Consider the following 20,878-nt stretch of genomic DNA (forward strand, 5'->3'; position numbering starts at 1 on the left):
AATCAACCGCACAGGTCACTAGGGGTCTTCCAGGGAAAGTTGAGCAGCGCAGGAGAGTGCATTGACTCGATTGAATGTTCTGTACACCGTGCTGGCGCTGTTGATCGGCGGCGTGCTGGTTTTTGGCATCTGGGTGGTAATACGAGTGCTGGCGCCGATCATGGGGCTCGATGATACATATGCAAGCCTTATAAAGAACGGCCAGGCTATGGAAGGGCGGGTGCTGCTGATCGAGCCGACCAATACCCTGATCAATAACCAGCCGGTCTCGCGCTTCACGATCGGCTACCTCCAAGGCAACACCGAAACGCAGGTGGTGTTCGAACAACGCGTGCCGTTTACCGATTTGCCGCGTGTACAGCCCGGATCGGTCATTCCGCTGCGGGTGGGGCAAGCAGCGGATGGCCAGGTCGTGATCGACTTAGGGCGGCTCAATGCCCCCCTCGGGAAGGAGTGACATGGAAATCATCAAACCCCTGAGGCTCGGTGTGTTGCAGCGGCCCTATCGCTGGCAGCAGCGCCACCGGCTTTCGCTGTCGGTCGTCGCGCTGGCGACGCTCGACAAGCCGCCCGTCCTGCTTCCGGAACAAGAGTTGTGGGCGTTGCTCGATGAGGCACTGGATGAGGATGATCTGTTCGACCTGACGATGCCCAAGCCATCCGCCGAATTCCTGGTAACCGGTTATGCGTACACGCATCACTCGGCGGACAAGACCGTATGTGCAGTGCAAGCCCGCGTGGACAACAGGCAAAAGCGCTTGATGGTGTTTGGCGATCGCTATTGGGTGGAGGGGCGTGCCACTCCGCCGGCTGAGTTCGACGCAATGCCGCTTGGCAGGCGTCAGGCCTATGGCGGGCCCGACTATGCCCAGAATCCCATTGGCATCGGCCATGCGCCAGAACGCATCAACGAGCTGAACGTGCAGCGTTTGCCCAACATTGAGCACGCCTTGCAGCAACTGCTTTCCCCCAGTCAGCAGCCCGACATGCCGGCGGGGTTTGGCATGCTGGACATCACCGCGCCGTCGCACATGGCAAAGTTGGGCCAATACGACCAGCAATGGCTGGAGCGCGACTGCCCGGGCTTCCCGGAGTCATTCGACTGGCATTATTTCAACGTGGCGCCACAGGATCAGCAATGGCTCGATCGCGACCGCATACCATGCGGAGTGGACTACGAGTTTCTCAACATGCACCCCGAATTGGCCTCCCTTGCGGGGCGGCTGCCGGATGGGCTGGCACGCTGCTTTGTCACGCGGCATTTGCCTGGAGAAGAACCTCGATTCGAGGAAGTCCCATTGCGCTTCACGACGGCGTGGTTTTTTCCGCATGCGCAATGTGCCGCCCTTATCCATCACGGTGATCTTGCGGTCGCTGACGAACAGGCCTCCGACATTCTGCAATTGATGCCGGCATTCGAGGCGAGCGATGTCCCGCGTGAATCTGCCCACTACGCGGCAGTGCTGGCGCAGCGATCGGATGCTGATGACGGTGACCTGTATGTCTTCGACGAAGCCGCGCTGATCAGCGAGTCATTCATCAGTGCCGGCTTCGATACCGACTCACTCGAAAGCGAGCCGCCCGGTCCCATGATGCGCAACTTGATGCAGCGCCATCAGCAGACCATGCAAGACGAGCGCGAGCGGATGCGCTCGGTCGGGCTCGACCCGGACAAGGTAGCGGGTTTCCCATCCGGCGAAGACGATATGGATGACCTGCGACTACACCGGCTGGCCGACCTGCCTCAGTTCGAGGCCAGACTGCGCCGCAAGGAGGCGGAACTCAAAGCCAAGGCCGAGGCCGAGCGCGCCAATCTTCTAGAGACCCTGCGCAAACAGGAGTCAACCGCAGCGACCCGTGCTTTGCTGGCGCAGCTGGAAAACGTGAACGAAGTGCCGCCTTTTGACTTCGCAGCCCGCTCGTCTCAATTGCAGGCAGCCTACGATCCTGCCTTGTTTTCGGCGCCGCTCGATGGGCGCGTAGCCCCGCCGCCCAAGGAGGAGACCGATCGGCAATTGCGTCAGCTGTATCGGGATTCGGTGCAGTTCTGCAAGCCTGCACCCACATTGACTGGAGCGGAGGCCGAGGTATTGCGCGACAAGGTGGCAGCACGTTATGCGCTCGATCGTGACCTGTCGGAGATGGATTTGACCGGTGCGGATTTGTCCGACATGGATCTCACCGGTGCGCGCTTGGCCGGAGCCCTGCTAGAGAGCGCCAATCTGGCACGCACGCGACTCGATGGCGCCGACTTGACCGAGGCTATTCTCGCCAGGACACAGTTGGAGGGCACGTCGCTGCGTGGCGCGAATTGCCGTGGTGCCAATTTGTCGCATGCGGTGGCGCGCGATACCTGCTTCGCCGACACGGAGTTCAGCGATGGTGAATGGTGGGAGGTTCACCTCGACGCATGCGATTTCAGTCGTGCCCGGTTTGCCCGGATGATGTGGCAAGAATGCACGCTGACCTCATGTTGCTTCGACAGTGCTGCGCTGGATGACGTCTCGTTTTACTCCTGTCTGTTGACACAGCCCTTATTCACCGATGCGACGCTCTATGCCACTACCTGGGTAGAGTCGATTTTGGAAGTAGCCAACTTTGAACGCGCGGAGCTGGACAACTGCAGCTTGGTCGATACGGATGCGCTCCGCATCCGGTTCGTCCAGGCTGTATTAAGTGCATGCTACATAGTGCTCGAAAGCGACCTCAGCGAATCCGACTTTACCGCCGCGCGCCTGGTCGAGACCAACCTGCGCGCGACGCGGTTGTCCGGGGCGAGCTTTCTTGAAGCACGACTGATGGACTGCGATCTGTCGGAGGCGCAGCTGCGCGGCGCGAACCTGCGCAAGGCAGCGGCGACTGGCTGCCTCTTTGCGGGGGCGGATCTGGGCGCTGCCCAGCTCGAAGGCGCCAATTTGATGCGGGCCATGCTCAGGCGGGCTGATCTGCGCGCCGCTGATCTGCATGGTGTATCCCTGTTTGAAAGCGATCTGGCCGAGGTGCACCTGGATGCCGCTACCGTGTTGGACGATGCAAATACTGGACGAGCCAATGTCCACCCACGCCGCCGGCCGGAGGATAGTACGCCATGACGCCCGATGAGATACAGGCAGCAGTGCAGCAGGGCGAGGCCATTGAAGATCGCTTCCTGCAGGGACGGCAGCTAGCAGGCATGGACCTTTCGGGCGGCCTGTTTTTGCGGTGCGACTTGACCAATACCGACTGGGAAACAGCCACGCTGAGCGAATGCATGTTCATCGATTGCATCTTGACTGCGGCCAACTTCAGCGCGGCGCAACTCGATGGGGCGCAATGGCAGAACTGCGAATTAATGGATTGCTTATTCAACGAAGCCATCCTCGATCAGGCGGCTTTCATGATGAGTAATCTAGGCGGAGCCAGTTTTGATACAGCCATGCTCGATGCCGTCGATTTCGCGCAATGCGAGATGGCCCATGGATCATTCAAGGGGGCGGCCTTGGTCGAGAGCTCATTTAACGAATGCGACATGCCGGGTTGTGATTTCAGCGAGGCCAGCCTGAATGAGGTGACGTTCTTCGAGCTGGATCTTTGCCGCGCCAATTTCACGAATACCCAGTTCGAGGGAGTCATTTTCAATAGTGCAGACCTGTCCGGACAACGATTGGCGCACACATCGCTGGCTGGTTGCCAGTTTTCGGAAGCCACGCTGGACGGCAGCGACTTGACGGGTGCGGTGCTGACGCAGGCCGTATTCAAGGACGCCAGCCTGGTGGGTGCCAAGCTGGCCGGCGTCGACGCGCAATACGCGCTATTCCCGGATGCCGACCTGAGCGGCGCGGACTGCCGGCAGGGCCGCTTCGGGCAAAGCGTGTGGGAAGGAGCTTTGCTCGTCGATGCCGATTTTTCCGATGCCCAGCTAGACATGGCCGTACTGCAGCGCACACAGGCCAGCGGTGCGCGCTTCAATCGCGCCCGGCTCCAGCATGCCGAACTGTCGTATGCCGATTTCACCGGGGCCGACTTTAGCGACGCGGTTTTCGAACAAACGCGTTTTCACCGTTCTTCGCTGGACGACACCCGCTTCACCTCACGCGGTGGGTCGATCGAGCGGGACGAGGAGCTGTGGGATGCCGAGGAGCGTTTGCTGGCCAGATCGGCTACGCCAGGCCAACCGTGACGCAGCAGGTCAGTACGTGACTCTCATCGGCGCATCGACTATTTCCATGCTCACGTTTACCCAGTCCTCCTATCAATAGGGAATGGAGTCCTTCATGTCCGCACTGCTCAAGCCCCAGGTCGCTGTCTTGCCAGCCAACGAGTTGGCTACGGTCATCGCCAACCTTGGTGATGGCATGTTCTTTGTCGAAGCCGAAGGACATGGCTACAGTTGTCGGCGCGCGGCCAGTTGCCTGCTGCTGCCCGAGGTCGGCGATACGGTGCTGCTCGCCAGCGTAGGCGCGCCGCTTGAGGTTTATCTGCTCGCAGTCATCAAGCGGGCATCCGCCGGTCCCGCACAGTTGCAGGTCGAAGGCGACATGGTCCTTGCCAGCAGGCAAGGATCGATCGCCATGCAGGCGGCGCAAACCGTGGCGATTTCCAGCAAATGCCTTGCCGTACGGGCCGAAGCAGGGGATCTGGCCGTGGAACAGCTGCGCTATTCCGGCGTGCTGTGGCAAGGCACGGTGGGTACGGTGCGGCTCGTCGGCCAAGTCTGCGAAACCATGGTCGATCGTTTGTTGCAGCTGGCCAAGGTGAGCTTTCGCCGTATCGAGCAGATTGAGCACGTACGCGCGGCACAGCTCGATTATGAAGGCTCTGCACGCGTGCGCATTCGCAGCAAGTACACCGCGGTGACCGCGCGAGACGTGTTGAAAGCAAAGGCCCGCCAAGTTCACATTGGTTGACATCAGGAGAAGCTGACGATGTTTATGAATACTCAGCAGAAGGGCAAATGCCTCGCGTTTCCCGACGTGTGCAAGACGCCACCGCAGATGGCGCCGATCCCGTATCTCAACCAGGCCGACGCCAAGATGTCTCGACCTGGTTGTTATCATGTGCTGGTCCAGCGCATGCCCGCGCATAACATGGGCACAATCACCTTTATCACCACCGGCGATACGCCGGGTTCTCTGGGTGGCATCATTTCCCAACGTTTCATGGCGCAGTCGCGCTACGTGGCGGGCGCCTTCACTGTGCTGCTCAAAGGCAAACCCGCAACGCGGCTGACCAGCCCGACTTTGCAGAACAACAACAATGTGTTGGGCATGCGGGTAATGCCGAGCCAGAACATCGTGCTACTGCTAGCGCCGTGAGCTACCGGATTGCAGATGGCCATTGGATGCGAGTGGCCAGGCCCATTCGCGCCTGGCCTTGCCTCCCCACCTTGGGCGCACTTATCGATGAGGCTGTGCCAGGACCCGGCGCTGTTGCCCGAGCCCGAGGTGCTGGCCGGCGCACTGCGCGAGCCGCTGTTGCAGGTATTCCCGACGGCGCTGCTGGGGCGGCTGTCGGTCGTGCCCCATTACCCGTTGTCGGACGAAATGCTGGCACGCATCGTCGCGCTGCAACTGGCCCGGATAGGCCGCCGACTGCGCGACAACCATGGTATCGATTTCCACTACACGCCGGCCGCGGTGCAGCTGGTGGGCGCGCGCTGCACCGAAGTCGAATCGGGCGGCCGCATGGTCGACGCCATCCTCACCCATACCGTACTGCCGCGTATCAGCCGCGAACTGTTGCTGCGTGCCGGCGGGGGCGCACCGCTGTCGCGCGTGACGCTGGATGCGGCGGAGGGCGATTTCGTCTATCGCTTCGATGGTAGCGGGCCAATGCCGCAGGAGGAGTCACCCGAGGAACGGGGAAACAAGAGATGAATCGTATCGTCAAGGCCCATACTCCGCTCGGCGAATCGCTGCGGTTTCGCGCTATGAACGGCTGCGAAGCCTTGTCACAGTTGTTCGAATTCGAGGTTGAGCTGCTCTCGGAAAGCCATTCGCTGGACCTGAAATCGCTGCTCGGCAAGTCGCTGACGCTGGAAATCGCCACCCAGGCCGATGGTGTCCGCTACCTCGACGGCATAGTCGCACGCGCCACGCTGATCGGCCGCGAAGACAGGACCGACCGGCAGTACCGTTATCGCGCCATCGTGCGGCCGTGGCTGTGGCTGCTGACGCGCACGCAGGATTGCAAGATCTTCCAGAACCAGACCGTGCCGCAGATCCTGCAAACGGTGCTGGGCGAATACGGCTTCGCCATCGAGATGCGCTTCACCGGCAGCTACCGGCAGTGGGGCTACTGCGTGCAGTATCAGGAGACCGACTTCGCCTTCGTCAGCCGGCTGATGGAGCACGAGGGCATCTACTACTTCTTCAAGCACGAGCTCGGTAGCCACACGCTGGTGCTGGCCGACGACATCGGCACGCACGAGCCCTTTCCCGGCTACGACAGCATCCCATTCTTCACCGCCGATCGTGTGGTGACCGCGCAAGAGGAGTGCATCGACACCTACCATGTCGCCGAGGAGATCGCGCCGGGAAATTATGTGACCGATGACTACAACTTCACCAAGCCGCGGATTCGGATGCGCAACCAGCGCAGCAACCCCGCGCTGCACGACCATGGCCAGTACGAGGTCTACGACTGGCTGGGTGGCTACAGTGACCTCGGCGAATCGGAGCATTACAGCCGCATCCGACTGGAGGAACTGCAGGCCGAGCGCGAGCGCGACGAGGGGCACGCCACCGCGCGCGGCCTCGCGCCGGGCTACCGCTTCAGCTTGCGCAACTGCCCGCGCATGGACGCCAACCGCGAATACCTGGTGGTGAGCGTCACTTACCGGATCAAGGAGCCGGGTTACGCCACCAATCCCGAATTGGCCTACTACGAATTCGACTTTGTCACCCAGCCCACCAGCCTGCCGTTCCGCCCGCGCCGGCTCACCCCCAGGCCACGCACCAACGGGCCGCAGACCGCCGTGGTGGTCGGACCGGCCGGCGAGGAAATCTGGACCGACCAGTATGGCCGGATCAAGGTGCAGTTCCGCTGGGATCGCTATGGCCAGATGGACGAGAACAGCTCCTGCTGGGTGCGCGTCTCGTCGAGCTGGGCCGGCTCGACTTTCGGCGGCATCTACATCCCGCGCGTCGGTCAGGAAGTAATCGTCGACTTCATTGCTGGCGAGCCGGATCGGCCCATCGTGATCGGCAGCACCTACAACGCCGACCAGATGCCACCGTTCAGCCTCCCGGCGAGCGCCACGCAGAGCGGGTTCGTGAGCCGCTCGCTGAAGGGCTCGCCCGCCAATGCCAACGCGATCCGCTTCGAAGACAAGCCGGGCGAGGAGGAACTCTGGTTCCATGCCGAGCTCGACCACCGCACCACGGTGGAGCGTGACAAGGCACACGAGATCGGCAACGACCGCCGCGAAACCATCGGCCGCCACGCCACGCAGACGGTCAAGGGCAACAAAAGCACCTCCATCCTGCAGAACTATGACCACAGCGTGGAAGGCGAGAGCACGCGCAAGGTCATCAAGAGGGCCGATGAGACCTATCACGACACCTGGGCGCACACCTCGGTCGGTGCCTCCACTGTGCTGCGCAAGAGCGCCCACGACCAGACCTACGAGGACACCTACACCCACCGGGTGAAAGGCATCGCCACCAAGACTTACGAGGCGCCGGAAACCCGCACCAACGAGCAGTTGTTCGAGCACAGGGTCAAGGCGGATCACACGCATGATGTCACCGGCTCGCACACCGTCACCATCGGCCAGGACCACGACACTACGGTCACCGGCAGCCGCACCACCACCGTCCAGCAGGGGCACACGGTGACGGTGATGCAGGCCGCCAGCTACCAGACCGGGGGCATGCACACAGTGACGGCGGGGGATGTGACGATTTCGGCGGGGGCCGGTGGCGGCGGCGCTTCCTCGAACTCCAACATACCGGTAATGGGTGGCGGAACTGTTACCACCTACGCCAATAAAGTGACCACCCACTCCCGCCTCAATCTCGATGCCACCTCGGTCAAAGGGCGGGCGACGGGGCTCAATCTCAGCGCGGATGGCTTGAAGATCTCCCTGACCGCAGTCAACACCGCCTACAACGGCTTCGAATACAAGCGCAACGAGATCGGCAAGAAGGAATACACCTTCTTCAAGAACGAAACGGTATCGGTGGAAAACAAGAACGTGCTGACCTCCTATGACAAGGGTGTGACCCATACCATCAAGTCCCAGCTGGTGAGGATCCTCGGGGGTGGCTCGTACAGGAAGAAGCTGGAAAAGAAAAAGAACGATAGCAATGCCGAGACCGACCCGGCAGAGAAAACCTTCAGGTTCAGTAAGAAGCATGAGACCAGGGCGGACTTCGACGCGGCCAAACAGGCGGCCCGCCAGGCGAGAAGGGACAGGCTCGCCAAGATCAAGAAAAACGTATCCGATACCGCCACCGCGGCGGGGCGGGGTGTCAAGGGTGCTGCCACCACGGCGGAGCGGGGCGTCAATAAGGCGGGTAAGGCCGTCCAGAAGAAGGGCGGTGAGATCGTGAAAACGGTCAAGAACAAGGTGAAGAAACCTCCTCAGCCGCCGACCGGCGGCGGAAATGGCACGCCTTGAACCGCCGGGCTCCGGTCAATCAGTGAAGGGTGAGGAAATGAGCATCAGCGATTTCATCAAGGTGGCACTGGTCTTGGCGGTCGTCGGCGTCTTCGGCTTCCTGTTCTGGATAGGTGCCACGGCGATGGCACCGCTCAACGCCATGAACGAGCTGAATGACAGGCTGCTGCGGGAAGGGCGCCTCGAGCGGGGACAAGTCGTTTCGATCAGGCCCACCACCACCTATGTCAACGACCAGCCGGTGGCGCAACTGGTGGTGCGTTATGGCGTGGCCGGGCAGGCGGTAAGGGCCGAGTTCTCGCAGGTGATTCCCCATGTGTACCTGCCGCGCGTGCAGCCGGGCCTGGACGTGCCGCTACGTGTGGATCGCCAGAATCCGCAGCAACTGGTGATTGACCTGCCGTGCCTGGGCGCTGAAGCGCAAGCCGCGGCCACCTGCGGTGAGCGCTGAGAGCCGGAAATTTTTCAACAGCGCGCCGGAACAGTTGGGCACTAGGCGTCCGACGTAGGTCATCAGCGGTTATTTTCAAGGAGTAGAGCGAAATGAATGACTTTCTTCCGCCTAGGCCTTCGCAGCCCGGCCTTGGGCTGGGGCGCTGTGACCTGGCAAACCGCGGGTGGTATGCATACCGTGCGTCTTACCCCGCGCCGGCTCGCCAGGGACGCTGTCGTGACAAGACCAGGAGCGAACGCTAAGCATGGAAATCATCAAACCATTACGCCTCGGCGTGATGACTCGGCCGTTCAGTTGGCGTCAACGGGAGTCGATCGGGGTGGCCGTCACCGCTCTGGTGTCGTTGCGCGCGCCGTCGCAACTGCTGCATGAGCAGGAGTTGTGGGATGTGCTGGAGGACGAGCTGGAGGATGGCGCGGTGTTCGATCTGCTCATCCCAAAGGCGCATCCCGAGTTCCTGATTTCCGGCTATGCCTTCACCGCGCATCAGTCCGAGCGGACGCGGTGCCTGGTGCGGGCCGAGGTCGGCGACAAGGCCAAGCATCTCATGGTCTTCGGCGATCGCTACTGGCTGGCCGGCGAGGCCAGTGCCGCGCAAGCCTATGAGCTGCAATGCATCGATTGGGCGCATGCCTACGGCGGTGCCGCCTATCCGGCCAACCCGCAGGGCATCGGAATGGAGCGGGAAGAGGTCCAGGGCGTCCTGGTACAACGCCTGCCGAATGTCGAGCTGCCCCACGCCTTGTTGAGCGGCCCCAGGCAGCAGCCGCCCGCTGCCGCAGGCTTCGGCCCGTTGCCCCTGGACACGTCGCAACGCCTGGGATTGCTGGGCCGGCACGATCAGCGCTGGCTGGAGCAGGATTTCCCCGGTTTCGCCGACGACCTGGATTGGCGGGTATTCAATGCCGCGCCCGAGGACCAGCAATGGCACGGGTTGGCGACGCTTCCCGCCGGAACGACCTACGCTTTCGTCAACCTCCATCCCGATCATCCCCTGCTGGCCGGAAGCCTGCCGGCAGGTGCCGCACGCTGCTTCGTACTGCGCGATGGCGACGAGCTCGAACAGCTCGGGGAGATGTCCCTGCGTCTGACCACGGCCTGGTTCTTCCCCCATCGCGAGTGCGCGGCCTTGATCTATCACGGCAGCGTCGATGCCGGGCCGGCCGCACCGGTACTGATCATGCCGGCATTCGAAGCGAGCGATGCGCCGCGTACCCTGGAGCATTACCAGCAGGTGCTCCGCCAACGGCTCGATCCGGATCATGGCGATCTTTACACCTACTGCGACCAGGACCTCGTCAGTCCGGCGCTGATCGGCCCCGGTTTCGATCTCGACGAACTGGAGCCGGATGCTCCGGGACCGATGGCGGAATACCAGCGGCAACGCCATGCCGCGCTGTATGCCGAGCACTTCCCCGATCGCCCGTTGCCCGAAGGTGCTGGTGTGGCTGATGAGGAGCTCCCGACCCTGCGGCGACTGGCCGATCTGCCTGATTACGCCCAAGGCATGGAGGCCGCGGAGCAATGCTGGCTGGCCGAAGCGGCCAGGCAGCGGCAGGCGTTGCTCGACGATCTGCCCGAGGACGGGCCAGACGCGGCGCTGCAGCAGCGCCTGCAGGCGGCGGAGCAAACCGACGCCCAGCCCGAGCCCTTCGATCTCGGGGGTAAACTCGCCCTGTTGCAGGATTCGGGCTTTCTCGAGTCTTCGGCGTTCGGCGCAGGGCCGGCGCCGAGCGCCGAACTCGCCGCGCAATTGCGCGACAGCTATCGGCAAAGCGTGCAATTCTGCGGCGCGGCGCCAGCGTTGCTACCCGAGGCGGCGCAAGCGCTGCGCGAGCGTGTGCTCGAACGCTACCAGTTCGATCGTGACCTGACTGGCTTAGATCTGACCGGCGCGGATCTTTCCGGATTGGATCTGAGCGGGGCCGATATGACGGGCGCGTTGCTGGAAAGCGCGAACCTGACCGATACCCGGCTCGATGGCGCGCGGCTTCAGAGGGCGGTGCTGGCCCGGGCGCATCTGCTGCGTACCTCGCTGGTGGAGGCCGACTGTGACGGCGCCAACCTTTCCGAGCTGCGGGCGCAAGGCGCCACGCTGCGTGGAGCCCGGTTGACCGACACGCAATGGTGGGAGGCGCTGCTGGAAGAGTGCGACCTGACGCAGATCACCTTGAGCGGCCATATGTGCCGCGCCATGCTGGTGGATTGCGACTGCGCCGGCGCGGAACTCGCCGAGCTCGATGCGCAGGAAGTCGAATTCGTCGGGGTATCGTTCGCCCAGGCTTCACTGGAGGGTGTGACCTTCACGGAATGCGTACTGGAGGACACCCGCTTTGCCGAAGCCCGGCTCGACGATTGCTGTTTTGCCTCCACGCTTGCGGATGGCACCGATTTCGCCGCTGCGTCCTTGGTCTCCTGCAGCTTCGCGTTGGACAGTCGGCTCGAGGATTGCAAATTCGGCGGTGCCCGGATCGAGGAAGGAAATTTCCGCGACATGCCGATGGCACGTGCCGATTTCCGCGCGGCGCAACTGAAGGACTGCGATTTTTCCGGCGCCCAACTGGTCGGGGCTGATCTGAGCCGGGTCAATGCGGCAGGCACGCTCTGCATCGCCACCCGTTTCAACGCGGCCCGGCTCGATGGCGCCAATCTGATGCAGGCCATCCTGCAGCAGGCCGACCTGCGCGGTTGCAGCTTGAGCGACGCCAATCTGTTCGAAGCCGACCTGGGCAACGCCTGGTTCGACGCATCGACGGTGCTGGATCGCGTGCATGCCGTCCGCGCGCTCACCTACCCTCGGCGTGGCCCGACGGAGACGGCGCCATGAATGGCGTGGAAGAGCTGTTGCAGACCATCCGGGCGGGCGAGCCGGTCAGCGATGTCGATGGGCGCGGGCTCGATCTGTCCGCGCTCGACCTTTCGGGCGGCGTGTTCCTGGGCTGTGATTTTTCTGCTGCCTATTTCACCTGCACAACCCTTACCGAGACGATCTTCAGCGAGTGCGGGCTGGTCGGCGCCTGTTTCGCTCAGGTGGAAGCGGAGCAGTCGCAGTGGCATCAGTGCGACCTGACCGGGGCGCGCTTCGACGGCGCGCTGCTCACCGAGGTGAGCCTGGTGCGTTGCAAGCTGGAAAGGGCGGTCTTGAGCGGGGCGGTATTGGACAAGGTGCAGTTGATCGAAAGTGACCTGAGCGGCCTGGATGGCGGCGCGCTGCGCGCCAGCGAACTGGAGGTGATCGACTGCGTGTTGAGCGGGGCCGATTTCTCCCGTGCCGCCCTCCACGATGCCACCCTGTTCGATCTCGACCTGCGCGAGACCCGCTTCGACGCGACCGAATTCGATGGCGTGGTTTTCAGCGAAAGCGATCTGGCCGGGCAGCGATGGGCCGGGCAGCGACTGGTGGGCTGCCAGTTCACCGACGCCATCCTCGACGACATCGACCTGAGCGGCGCGCTGCTTACCCAGTCCGTGTTCAAGGGAGCCAGCCTCGTCGGCGCCCGGCTGACTGGCGTCGATGCCCGCCATGCACTGTTTCCCGAGGCTGATCTCAGTCGCGCCGATTGCCGCATGGGTCAGTTCAGCCAGAGCGTGTGGGAAGGGGCGCGGTTGGCCGAGGCGGATTTTTCCGGCGCCCAGCTCGACATGGCCACTTTGCTGCGGGTACAGGCTGCGACAACACGCTTCAACGGCGCGTGCCTTGCCCATGCCGAGCTGTCCTACGCCGATTTCACCGGCGCCGACTTCAGCGACGCGGTCTTCGAGCACACCCGCTTTCATCGTTCGCTGCTGGGCGATGCACGCTTCACTTCGCGTCGTGCCATGATCGAGCGCGACGAGGCGCTATGGCAGGCCGAGTTGCACGCGCTGATCCAGTCCAAGACCACCCCTTAGCGACACTGTCCCCGATATCGTTCATTTTCCTTTTCGGAGCTCCCATGCCGATCCAACTGAAATCCATACCCGATGCCGTGCCGGCCCTCCATGAGGTGGGTATCGTCATCGCCAACCTTGGCGGCGGCCTGTTCCTGACCGAAACCGATGGCCGCGGCCGGACCTGCCGCCAGGTCGCCAGTTGCCTGCTGCGGCCCGAGATCGGCGACACAGTGCTACTAGCGGTGGTCGGCGCGCAACTGTATCTGCTGGCGGTGATCGAGCGCGCCGGCGAAGGCGCTGCCCGGCTGCAACTGGAGGGCGACCTGGTACTCGCCATCGGGCAGGGCCCGGTCACCGTGCAGGCCGCGCAGGCGGTCGAGTTGAGCGGTGAGCGGCTGGTGGTGCGCGCCCGGACCGGCTAGGTGACTGTCGACAGCTTGCGCTACACCGGGGTGCTGTGGCAGGGCGCGGTCGGCACCCTGAGGTTGGTGGGGCGGGTGTGCGAAACCATGGTGGACCGCGTGTTGCAGCTCACCAAGGTGAGCCTGCGCCGAGTGGAGCAGATCGACCAGGTACGTGCAGCCCAACTCGACTATGAGGGCGCGGCGCGCGTGCTCATCCACGGCAAATACACGGCGGTGATGGCCAGGGAAGTGATCAAGGCCAAGGCGCGGCAGGTCCATATCGGTTGAATCGCCGGATGGAACCCAAGGTTTTCCAGGAGAAATCGGCGATGTTCATGAACACCCAGCAGAAAGGCAAATGCCTGACTTTTCCGGATGTGTGCAAGACCCCGCCGCAGATGCTGACCATGCCCTACCTCAACCAGGGCCGATGCCAAGATGGCGCGCCCCGGCTGCTATCACGTGCTGGTGAAGCGCTCCCCGGCGCATAACATGAGTACCCGAACCTTTGTCACCATCGGCGATACGCCGGGTTCGTTGGGTGGGATCATTTCCCAACGCTTCATGGCGCAATCCTGATATATGACGGGCGCTTTCATCGTGTTGCTCAAGAGCAAGCCCGCCACCCGGCTGACCAGCATGACACTGCAGAACAACAACAATGCGTTAGGCATGCGGCTGATGCCGAGCCAGAACATCGTGCTACTGCTAGCGCCATGAGCTACCGGATTGCAGATAGCCATTGGATGCGAGTGGCCACGCTCCATTCGCACCTGGCCTTGCCCCCGCCACCTTGGGTGCGTTTATCGCCTTGGGTGCGAGAGGTTTTATATTTGCCGTCGCACGACACACCATCCGTGCCGTTGGTCACGACGTTGTACCTGCCGCACGGGCACGGACCGTTTCCGCTTTGGGTCTTCAACCACGGTAAGAGCTACGGTGCCTCCGCAGCGCAACCTCGCTTCGAACCTACGGTGCTCGCCCGCGTGCTGGTACGGCACGGCTACGCAGTAGCCGCCCCCAATCGCAAGGGTTTTGCCGATTCGGGCGGCACTCACCTCAGCCACTGGCTGAACCCGTTGTCAGGAGCTTTGTGCTGCGCCAAGGACATCGATGCAGCGATTCGCGGCCTGATATGTCACCCGAAAATCAATGCTAATCGCATCATCGTGGCTGGGCTTTCCTATGGCTCACTCGGGACGTTGGCCTATGGCAACGAGCCACACGCCGGGGTTCGTGCACTCGTCAATTTTATGGGCGGCTTGCGTTCCGAGTATGGCAATGGCTGGCAAGACCCCCTGCTGCGTGCCTTTCGCCACTTTGGCCTGCGAAGCAAGCGCCCCTCGCTCTGGTTTTATGGCCGGAATGATCGCTTCTGGCCTATCGAGTTCGCTCGGGCCATGCATGCCGCTTATGTGGAGCGGGGCGCTGCGGCAGAGTTCGTCGATATCGGCCACTTCAAAGATGACGCTCATACCATGGTGCTAGACGAGGATGGTGTTCCGCTATGGTGGCCCAAGGTGGCAGCATTGCTGTAGCCGCATACCAAATACTGGTGAAGATGAACGACGCGATGGTGACTTCTGGTAGCGGGGCACGAACAAGAACATCAATGACCCGATCTGCCCATATCCGCCAGCACAGATCTGTCAATACATAATCAGGAAGTGCTGGACACTATGGCTTACGAACTGAATATCCTTATACAGTTTGTAATTTGGCCCCTGTCGCACTGGATGGTTTGGTACTCGCAAGCCAACTTTCGAAGGGGCAGGAGGCAGGAGAATCCCTTCAAATGATGAGCCCTTGCTGGAGTCCCGGAATAAACATTGACCTCCCATCGGATGGCTTGGCACTAGCGCGATGTCGACAGCGTTTTCTGCTTGGCCCGCAAGGGCCGCTGTTTCCCTACCAATGGCTGCGGAGGCAAGGCTTGCCGGTGATCGTCGAGCATGGGCTCGGGAGTCGCGATGGCGAGCCGGTTCGCCTGCTCGAGTTGGAAAGTCCCACCGAGGTGACAGGTTGTTCTTGGCAGAGCCTGCGTCAACTGATGCTCGAGAGCGATATTGAAACCTTCAGATTGCTTGGCTATGCAGCGCAGATCGGTACCTGGGCCCGGCAGCATCGTTTCTGCGGCAGTTGCGGGGCGCCGATGGAACTGCTGCCGGGAGAGCGGGCAATGCATTGCCCACGTTGCGAGGAGCAACATTATCCACGATTGTCACCGAGCATGATCGTGCTGGTCACCCATGGCGATGAAGTTCTTCTGGCCCGTTCGCCGCGTTTTGCCAGCGGCATCTATAGCACCTTGGCTGGTTTCGTCGAGCCGGGTGAAACCGTCGAGCAGTGTGTCGTGCGCGAGGTACGGGAAGAAGTTGGTGTCGAGATTCGGAAACCGAAATACATCGCCAGCCAGTCCTGGCCTTTCCCCCATTCGCTGATGCTGGGGTTTCATGCCGAATATGCCGGAGGGGAAATCGTCCTCCAGCCCGAGGAGATAGAGGATGCGCGCTGGTTTGGTCTGGCCGACTTGCCGCCGCTGCCCTCGACCTACTCGATTGCCCGCTATCTGATCGAGCTTTATCGGGCGCAGCGCCTTGGGCTCGGAGAGCCTCCTTTGCCAGGTTGAGCTCGGCTGCACCGGATCGCTGGCTCTGCCAGCCGATCCGGCAGCGAAACAGGGACAACTGAGCCTTCTTCAGCGCGGGGGCTGAACTCAGAGTGGAAACAGCTCGCTCAGCTTCATCGCCAGTTTCACGTCGCCCTCGGCACGAAGCTTGCCGAACATGAAGGCCTGCATGCCGCCAATTTCACCGGTGGTGATGCCTTTGAAGGTCTTGCTGTCCATGATCAGGGTGACATTGGGCTCATCGGCTTCGCCGTGGTGAACCTCGCAGGTACCATCCTTGACCACTAGGTAATGGTTGTCGGCATCCTTGATAGTGAATTGGAATATCAAGTCCAGGCCGGAAGCGGCGCTAGGGTCGAATCTAGATTTCATGGTTTCGATGATGTCGGCAACAGAAGTCATGTATTGATCCTTTTCGAGAGGGGCTGTGTGCGGGTCGCAAGAGCTCCGAAACTCATAGGTAAGTGATGAGTTCCGGTGTCTGCATCATTTCCAAGTGCGCGTGGCTGTTGAAGGAGGTCACTGTCACCACATTACCTTGGAATTTTAACTGGCTGAACGATGTATTGGCGATCTGCCAGGCGAACTCGAATGCCTTGTTGGCTGACACGCCAACGATCAGATGGAGCAGGGTGATGATCGGCCCGCCGGACGTGAACACGGCAATCCGCGCTTGTGGGTCTGCATCGGCCAGCAGACGATTGAGGCCGCCTTGCACCCGTTCACGGAAGCCGCTCCAGCTCTCCAATGTCGCCTTCTCGTGCTGGCAGGAAATCCACTGTTCAATAACCTGGCCGAATAGTTGCTGGAAACTGCTCGGTTGCGCGGCCGCCTGCTGCAGGGCGAGTTGCATCTCCTGACTAGTCGGAAAGATGTCTGGAAGGTGAGCCTGGAGCACCGCATCAATATTGATTTCGTCGAAAGCTGGATCGGTTTCGATTGCCGGAGTCCTCATGCCAGCAAGGTTCAGTTGTTCCAGTGTTGCGCTGGCGGTGTGCTGTTGGCGCCTGAGCGAGCCACTGATGCAGCGGTCGAAGCTGACACCTGAGCGGCCCAGATGGGCGCCAAGTATTTCAGCTTGACGTTTGCCGAGGGGCGAAAGCACGTCGTAATCCAGTGCTCCGAACGAGGCCTGGCCATGTCGAATCAGATAGATGCTGCCCACGTCCATATCCCTGTGGTTATTGTTATTTTTTCGAGGTTAGGAGGGCAGGTGGAAAACTGTCAATGTCTGGCCTTCTGTCGTTCATGGAGGCTTTGCTTCCTTCTATCTATTGTGCTGGTCGGGGCATAACCCTCTCGTTATGCTTGAACGCTTCGACAGCGCTCGAGACCGGGCGTTTTGTTTGTATGTTGAATCAAGGGGACGGCTGTGGAGTTTCTTCTCGATTATGCGGGCTTTCTGGCCAGAACCGTGACGGTACTGGCGGGCATTCTAGTGATATTGATCGCCATCGCAGCACTGCGCAGTAGAGATCGTCACAAGGGTGCTGGGCATCTCGAAGTGCACAAGCTCAACGATTTCTACAAAAACCTGCGCGAAAGCCTGGAGCAGGCGGTACTAGACAAGGATCATTTGAAAGCGCACCGCAAGGCGGAGGCCAAGGCCGAGAAGCGGGACAGGAAGGAAGGCAAGGTAAAGTCCAAGGTCTTCGTGCTGGATTTCGATGGCGACATTCGGGCTTCCGCCACTGACAAGCTGCGTCATGAGGTGACTGCCGTGCTGAGCATGGCCAATCCCCAGGACGAAGTTGTACTGCGCTTGGAAAGCGGTGGCGGCATGGTGCACAGCTATGGCCTGGCTGCTTCGCAATTGGCGCGTATCCGTCAGGCGGGCGTACCGCTGATCGTATGTGTCGACAAGGTGGCGGCCAGTGGTGGCTACATGATGGCCTGCATTGGCGAGCGGATCCTCTCCGCGCCCTTCGCCATTCTCGGCTCCATCGGCGTGGTGGCGCAGCTGCCCAACGTGCACCGGTTGCTGAAGAGGCACAATATCGATTTCGAGGTGCTCACTGCTGGAGAGTACAAGCGCACTCTGACGGTATTCGGCGAGAACACTGAGAAAGGTCGAGAGAAGTTCCAGGAGGACTTGGAAACTACCCATGAGCTGTTCAAGAATTTCGTTGCACGCTACCGGCCGCAGCTGTCCATCGACGAGATTGCCACTGGCGAGATCTGGCTGGGGCAGAGCGCACTGGGCAAGGAGCTGGTTGATGAGCTGATGACCAGCGACGAATACTTGGCAGGGAAGGCCGGACATGCGGAGCTGTTCCAGCTGCATTACGCCGAGAAGAAGAGCCTGCAGGAGCGTTTCGGCCTAGGGGTCGCCCTGGCAGTGGACCGCGTTCTGTCAAGCTGGTGGGAGCGCCTGAATCAGCGCCATTATCAGTGATTGGGGAAAAGAAGCCCCGCCAAAAACGGGGCTTCTTTTTGAGCAGGTTGAACCTCAGCCCTGACGGCGGCGGAACAGCGGCGTCTGGTCAGCCGCGGCCTGATAGCACACCGAGAAGTCCTGCAGGCCCTGCAGGGCATCGTGGGGATCGCGGTCCGGACGGATGGCGTAGGCGTCGAAGCCGCAGCGTTGCATGAAGAACAGCTGGTCGCGTAGCACGTCGCCGATGGCGCGGATCTCGCTCTGATAGCCATAGCGTTCACGCAGCAGGCGGGCGCTCGAATAATGGCGGCCGTCGGTGAAGCTGGGGAAATTCAGCGCAATGACCTTGAAGTGGTCAAGATCCTCGGCGATTTCCTCCACTTCCTCATCGCTGTCCAGCCACACGCCCAGGCCGCCGTCGCGGACCTTCAAGGCATGAGCATGTTCGCGCCACAGCGCCAGAGGGACGATCAGGTCGTCGGAGTTGGACAGCCCCTCGAGAGTGGCGTCCTTGTCCAGCAGGTGCCAGGTTTCGTCGATCACCTGGCCGTTTTTAATGATTCGCTGCATAAACGCGCTCCTTGAACGCTTCGATGCCGATGCGGCGGAAGGTATCGATGAAACGCTCGTCTTCGACGCGCTTTTCCACATAGACGGCGATGATCTTCTCGATCACCTCGGCCATTTCCTCCTGGGCGAAGGACGGGCCGAGGATCTGCCCCAGGCTGGCGTCGCGGCTGGCGCTGCCGCCGAGGGACACCTGGTAGAATTCCGCGCCCTTCTTGTCCACGCCGAGGATGCCGATGTGACCGACATGGTGATGGCCGCAGGCGTTCATGCAGCCGGAGATGTTCAAATCGAGCTCGCCGATGTCGAACAGGTAGTCGAGATCGTCGAAGCGGCGCTGGATGGCTTCGGCGATCGGGATCGACTTGGCGTTGGCCAGGGAGCAGTAGTCGCCGCCCGGGCAGCAGATGATGTCGGTCAGGAGGCCGACGTTCGGGGTGGCGAAACCCAGCTCGCGCAGCTCGCCCCACAGTTCGAACAGGCGGGTCTGCTCGACATCGGCGAGGATGATGTTTTGCTCGTGGGAGTTGCGTACCTCGCCGAAGCTGTAGCGGTCGGCCAGGTCGGCGAGGGCGTCCAGCTGCTTGTCGGTGATGTCGCCCGGGGCGGTGCCGGTGGGCTTCAGCGACAGGGTCACGGCGGCGTAGCCTGGCTTCTTGTGGGCGAACACGTTACGCGCGCGCCAGCGGGCGAAGCCCGGATGCTCGGCGTCCAGACGAGCGAGGGCGGCGTCCTGGTCTTCCAGGGTCTGATAGGCTGGATCGACGAAGCAGCGGCTGACGCGCTCGACTTCCGCCGCGGTGAGGGTGCACGGGCCGTCCTTGAGGTGGGCCCATTCGGCGTCGACCCGCTCGGCGAACACTTCGGGCGTCAGCGCCTTGACCAGGATCTTGATGCGCGCCTTGAACTTGTTGTCGCGGCGGCCATAGCGGTTGTAGACCCGCAGCACGGCATCCAGGTAGGTGAGCAGGTGCTGCCAGGGCAGGAATTCGTTGATGAAGCTGCCGACGATCGGCGTGCGGCCCAGACCACCGCCCACCGAGACGCGGAAGCCCAGCTCGCCGGCACTGTTGCGCACGGCTTCCAGGCCGATGTCATGCACCTCGATGGCGGCACGGTCGCTAGCGGCGCCGTTGACGGCGATCTTGAACTTGCGCGGCAGGAAGGCGAACTCCGGATGGAAGGTGGACCACTGGCGGATGATCTCGCACCAGGGACGCGGATCCACCAGCTCGTCGCGGGCGACCCCGGCAAACTGGTCGGTAGTGGTGTTGCGGATGCAGTTGCCGCTGGTCTGGATCGCATGCATCTGCACCGTCGCCAGTTCGGCGAGGATCTCCGGAATTTCCTCCAGCTCCGGCCAGTTGAATTGCACGTTCTGCCGGGTGCTGATGTGGGCGTAGCCCTTGTCGTAGTCGCGGGCGATCTGCGCCAGCTTGCGCAACTGGAGGGAGGACAGCAGCCCGTAGGGCACGGCCACGCGCAGCATGGGGGCATAGCGCTGGACATACAGACCGTTCTGCAGACGCAGCGGACGGAATTCTTCCTCGCTCAGCTCGCCGGCCAGGTAACGGCGGGTCTGGTCGCGGAACTGGCGGACCCGGTCCTCGATGATATGTTGATCGTACTGGTCGTATACGTACATGAAGTGTCCTGTCGGTCAGGCTGCTTACTGCTTTTTCTGCGCGCGCGACCGCGCACCGCTTTCGGAGAGCGGGTTACGATAACAGTTCAGGGTTATGCGTAAAAGTAATGTTTTTCTATAACCCTAGAATCACTTGTTATTGAAAAGTGCTCAAAAGCGATTCGGCTTCACTGGCGGCCAGTCAAAGCAACCATTCAACGAAGGGCTGGCCGTTCCGCTCAGGGCAGGGCAATCGCATGAACGGATGCGCCCGTAGCTTCAAGCGGCTTCAGCCCGAGCAGGTTTGGTGTAGCGTGTCTTCTCTTTGTCGAGAAGGGATACACGATG

18 protein-coding genes and 1 pseudogene are annotated in these 20,878 nt (G+C 61.6%); 15 read left to right on the forward strand and 4 right to left on the reverse strand.

The features are described 5' to 3' along the window. The first annotated feature begins 61 nt into the window (after nucleotides 1–61). The 14 genes and pseudogenes from ACYVD0_RS06580 to nudC all read left to right on the forward strand — a co-directional run bounded on the left by ACYVD0_RS06580 (nucleotide 62) and on the right by nudC (nucleotide 15,962). The gene (locus ACYVD0_RS06580; protein ID WP_460426077.1) at nucleotides 62–457 is read left to right on the forward strand and encodes a hypothetical protein; all 396 of its coding nucleotides are present in this window, start codon (nucleotides 62–64) and stop codon (nucleotides 455–457) included. Between the two features lies 1 nt (nucleotide 458). Continuing rightward, nucleotides 459–3,092 (forward strand): DUF2169 family type VI secretion system accessory protein, encoded by a 2,634-nt coding sequence (locus ACYVD0_RS06585; protein ID WP_460426078.1) that lies wholly within the window; start codon nucleotides 459–461, stop codon nucleotides 3,090–3,092. Then, entirely contained in the window at nucleotides 3,089–4,159 is a 1,071-nt protein-coding gene (locus ACYVD0_RS06590; protein WP_460426079.1) for a pentapeptide repeat-containing protein, read from the forward strand. Before ACYVD0_RS06585 ends, ACYVD0_RS06590 begins: the two co-directional genes overlap by 4 nt. A 94-nt stretch (nucleotides 4,160–4,253) precedes the next feature. After that, on the forward strand, nucleotides 4,254–4,886 hold the full coding sequence (locus tag ACYVD0_RS06595) for a DUF3540 domain-containing protein (RefSeq protein WP_460426080.1): 633 nt from the start codon (nucleotides 4,254–4,256) through the stop codon (nucleotides 4,884–4,886). Between the two features lie 18 nt (nucleotides 4,887–4,904). Further along, complete coding sequence (locus ACYVD0_RS06600) at nucleotides 4,905–5,294, forward strand: DUF4150 domain-containing protein (protein WP_460426081.1); 390 nt, start codon at nucleotides 4,905–4,907, stop codon at nucleotides 5,292–5,294. 114 nt (nucleotides 5,295–5,408) lie between these two features. Beyond that, a complete protein-coding gene (locus ACYVD0_RS06605) occupies nucleotides 5,409–5,855 on the forward strand; it encodes a hypothetical protein (RefSeq protein WP_460426082.1) in 447 nt (148 codons plus the stop codon). Then, on the forward strand, nucleotides 5,852–8,602 hold the full coding sequence (locus ACYVD0_RS06610) for a type VI secretion system Vgr family protein (protein WP_460426083.1): 2,751 nt from the start codon (nucleotides 5,852–5,854) through the stop codon (nucleotides 8,600–8,602). Before ACYVD0_RS06605 ends, ACYVD0_RS06610 begins: the two co-directional genes overlap by 4 nt. 37 nt (nucleotides 8,603–8,639) lie before the next feature. After that, entirely contained in the window at nucleotides 8,640–9,053 is a 414-nt protein-coding gene (locus tag ACYVD0_RS06615; RefSeq protein ID WP_460426084.1) for a hypothetical protein, read from the forward strand. Between the two features lie 247 nt (nucleotides 9,054–9,300). Next, nucleotides 9,301–11,883: a DUF2169 family type VI secretion system accessory protein gene (locus ACYVD0_RS06620; RefSeq protein ID WP_460426085.1), complete on the forward strand. Its 2,583-nt coding sequence runs from the start codon at nucleotides 9,301–9,303 to the stop codon at nucleotides 11,881–11,883. Then, on the forward strand, nucleotides 11,880–12,947 hold the full coding sequence (locus ACYVD0_RS06625) for a pentapeptide repeat-containing protein (RefSeq protein ID WP_460426086.1): 1,068 nt from the start codon (nucleotides 11,880–11,882) through the stop codon (nucleotides 12,945–12,947). Before ACYVD0_RS06620 ends, ACYVD0_RS06625 begins: the two co-directional genes overlap by 4 nt. 44 nt (nucleotides 12,948–12,991) lie before the next feature. After that, nucleotides 12,992–13,621: pseudogene (locus ACYVD0_RS06630) on the forward strand (DUF3540 domain-containing protein). Between the two features lie 150 nt (nucleotides 13,622–13,771). Then, nucleotides 13,772–13,912, forward strand: coding sequence for a PAAR-like domain-containing protein (locus ACYVD0_RS06635; RefSeq protein WP_460426087.1), 141 nt, complete (start codon nucleotides 13,772–13,774; stop codon nucleotides 13,910–13,912). Nucleotides 13,913–14,190: 278 nt separating this feature from the next. Beyond that, nucleotides 14,191–14,871, forward strand: a complete 681-nt coding sequence (locus tag ACYVD0_RS06640) for a dienelactone hydrolase family protein (protein WP_460426088.1) — start codon at nucleotides 14,191–14,193, stop codon at nucleotides 14,869–14,871. 260 nt (nucleotides 14,872–15,131) lie between these two features. Further along, nucleotides 15,132–15,962, forward strand: coding sequence for an NAD(+) diphosphatase (gene nudC, locus ACYVD0_RS06645; protein WP_460426094.1), 831 nt, complete (start codon nucleotides 15,132–15,134; stop codon nucleotides 15,960–15,962). 87 nt (nucleotides 15,963–16,049) lie between these two features. On the opposite strand, the gene ACYVD0_RS06650 is transcribed toward nudC, so the two are convergent. Then, nucleotides 16,050–16,364 (reverse strand): SCP2 sterol-binding domain-containing protein, encoded by a 315-nt coding sequence (locus ACYVD0_RS06650; protein ID WP_460426089.1) that lies wholly within the window; start codon nucleotides 16,362–16,364, stop codon nucleotides 16,050–16,052. Between the two features lie 52 nt (nucleotides 16,365–16,416). Continuing rightward, the gene (locus ACYVD0_RS06655) at nucleotides 16,417–17,127 is read right to left on the reverse strand and encodes a histidine phosphatase family protein (protein ID WP_460426090.1); all 711 of its coding nucleotides are present in this window, start codon (nucleotides 17,125–17,127) and stop codon (nucleotides 16,417–16,419) included. A 207-nt stretch (nucleotides 17,128–17,334) separates the two neighbouring features. Here ACYVD0_RS06655 and sohB point away from each other — a divergent pair, with 207 nt between their 5' ends. Further along, entirely contained in the window at nucleotides 17,335–18,357 is a 1,023-nt protein-coding gene (sohB, locus tag ACYVD0_RS06660; protein ID WP_460426091.1) for a S49 family peptidase, read from the forward strand. Between the two features lie 54 nt (nucleotides 18,358–18,411). Here sohB and ACYVD0_RS06665 read toward each other — a convergent pair whose 3' ends face one another. Together ACYVD0_RS06665 and ACYVD0_RS06670 are read right to left on the reverse strand one after the other, a co-directional pair. Continuing rightward, on the reverse strand, nucleotides 18,412–18,909 hold the full coding sequence (locus tag ACYVD0_RS06665; RefSeq protein ID WP_460426092.1) for a DUF934 domain-containing protein: 498 nt from the start codon (nucleotides 18,907–18,909) through the stop codon (nucleotides 18,412–18,414). Continuing rightward, nucleotides 18,893–20,551 (reverse strand): nitrite/sulfite reductase, encoded by a 1,659-nt coding sequence (locus ACYVD0_RS06670; protein WP_460426093.1) that lies wholly within the window; start codon nucleotides 20,549–20,551, stop codon nucleotides 18,893–18,895. The genes ACYVD0_RS06665 and ACYVD0_RS06670 overlap by 17 nt, the downstream gene beginning before the upstream one ends. Nucleotides 20,552–20,878: the final 327 nt, after the last annotated feature.

The sequence above is a fragment of the Azotobacter armeniacus genome (assembly GCF_054779355.1).

Bases quoted from the DNA above. Each gene is read 5' to 3' on its own strand.
- ACYVD0_RS06665 (WP_460426092.1), bottom strand. From the start codon at position 18,909: ATGCAGCGAATCATTAAAAACGGCCAGGTGATCGACGAAACCTGGCAC.
- ACYVD0_RS06620 (WP_460426085.1), top strand. From the start codon at position 9,301: ATGGAAATCATCAAACCATTACGCCTCGGCGTGATGACTCGGCCGTTC.
- ACYVD0_RS06595 (WP_460426080.1), top strand. From the start codon at position 4,254: ATGTCCGCACTGCTCAAGCCCCAGGTCGCTGTCTTGCCAGCCAACGAG.
- ACYVD0_RS06650 (WP_460426089.1), bottom strand. From the start codon at position 16,364: ATGACTTCTGTTGCCGACATCATCGAAACCATGAAATCTAGATTCGAC.
- nudC (WP_460426094.1), top strand. From the start codon at position 15,132: ATGAGCCCTTGCTGGAGTCCCGGAATAAACATTGACCTCCCATCGGAT.
- ACYVD0_RS06600 (WP_460426081.1), top strand. From the start codon at position 4,905: ATGTTTATGAATACTCAGCAGAAGGGCAAATGCCTCGCGTTTCCCGAC.
- ACYVD0_RS06635 (WP_460426087.1), top strand. From the start codon at position 13,772: ATGGCGCGCCCCGGCTGCTATCACGTGCTGGTGAAGCGCTCCCCGGCG.
- ACYVD0_RS06590 (WP_460426079.1), top strand. From the start codon at position 3,089: ATGACGCCCGATGAGATACAGGCAGCAGTGCAGCAGGGCGAGGCCATT.
- ACYVD0_RS06625 (WP_460426086.1), top strand. From the start codon at position 11,880: ATGAATGGCGTGGAAGAGCTGTTGCAGACCATCCGGGCGGGCGAGCCG.
- ACYVD0_RS06610 (WP_460426083.1), top strand. From the start codon at position 5,852: ATGAATCGTATCGTCAAGGCCCATACTCCGCTCGGCGAATCGCTGCGG.
- ACYVD0_RS06670 (WP_460426093.1), bottom strand. From the start codon at position 20,551: ATGTACGTATACGACCAGTACGATCAACATATCATCGAGGACCGGGTC.
- ACYVD0_RS06615 (WP_460426084.1), top strand. From the start codon at position 8,640: ATGAGCATCAGCGATTTCATCAAGGTGGCACTGGTCTTGGCGGTCGTC.
- ACYVD0_RS06585 (WP_460426078.1), top strand. From the start codon at position 459: ATGGAAATCATCAAACCCCTGAGGCTCGGTGTGTTGCAGCGGCCCTAT.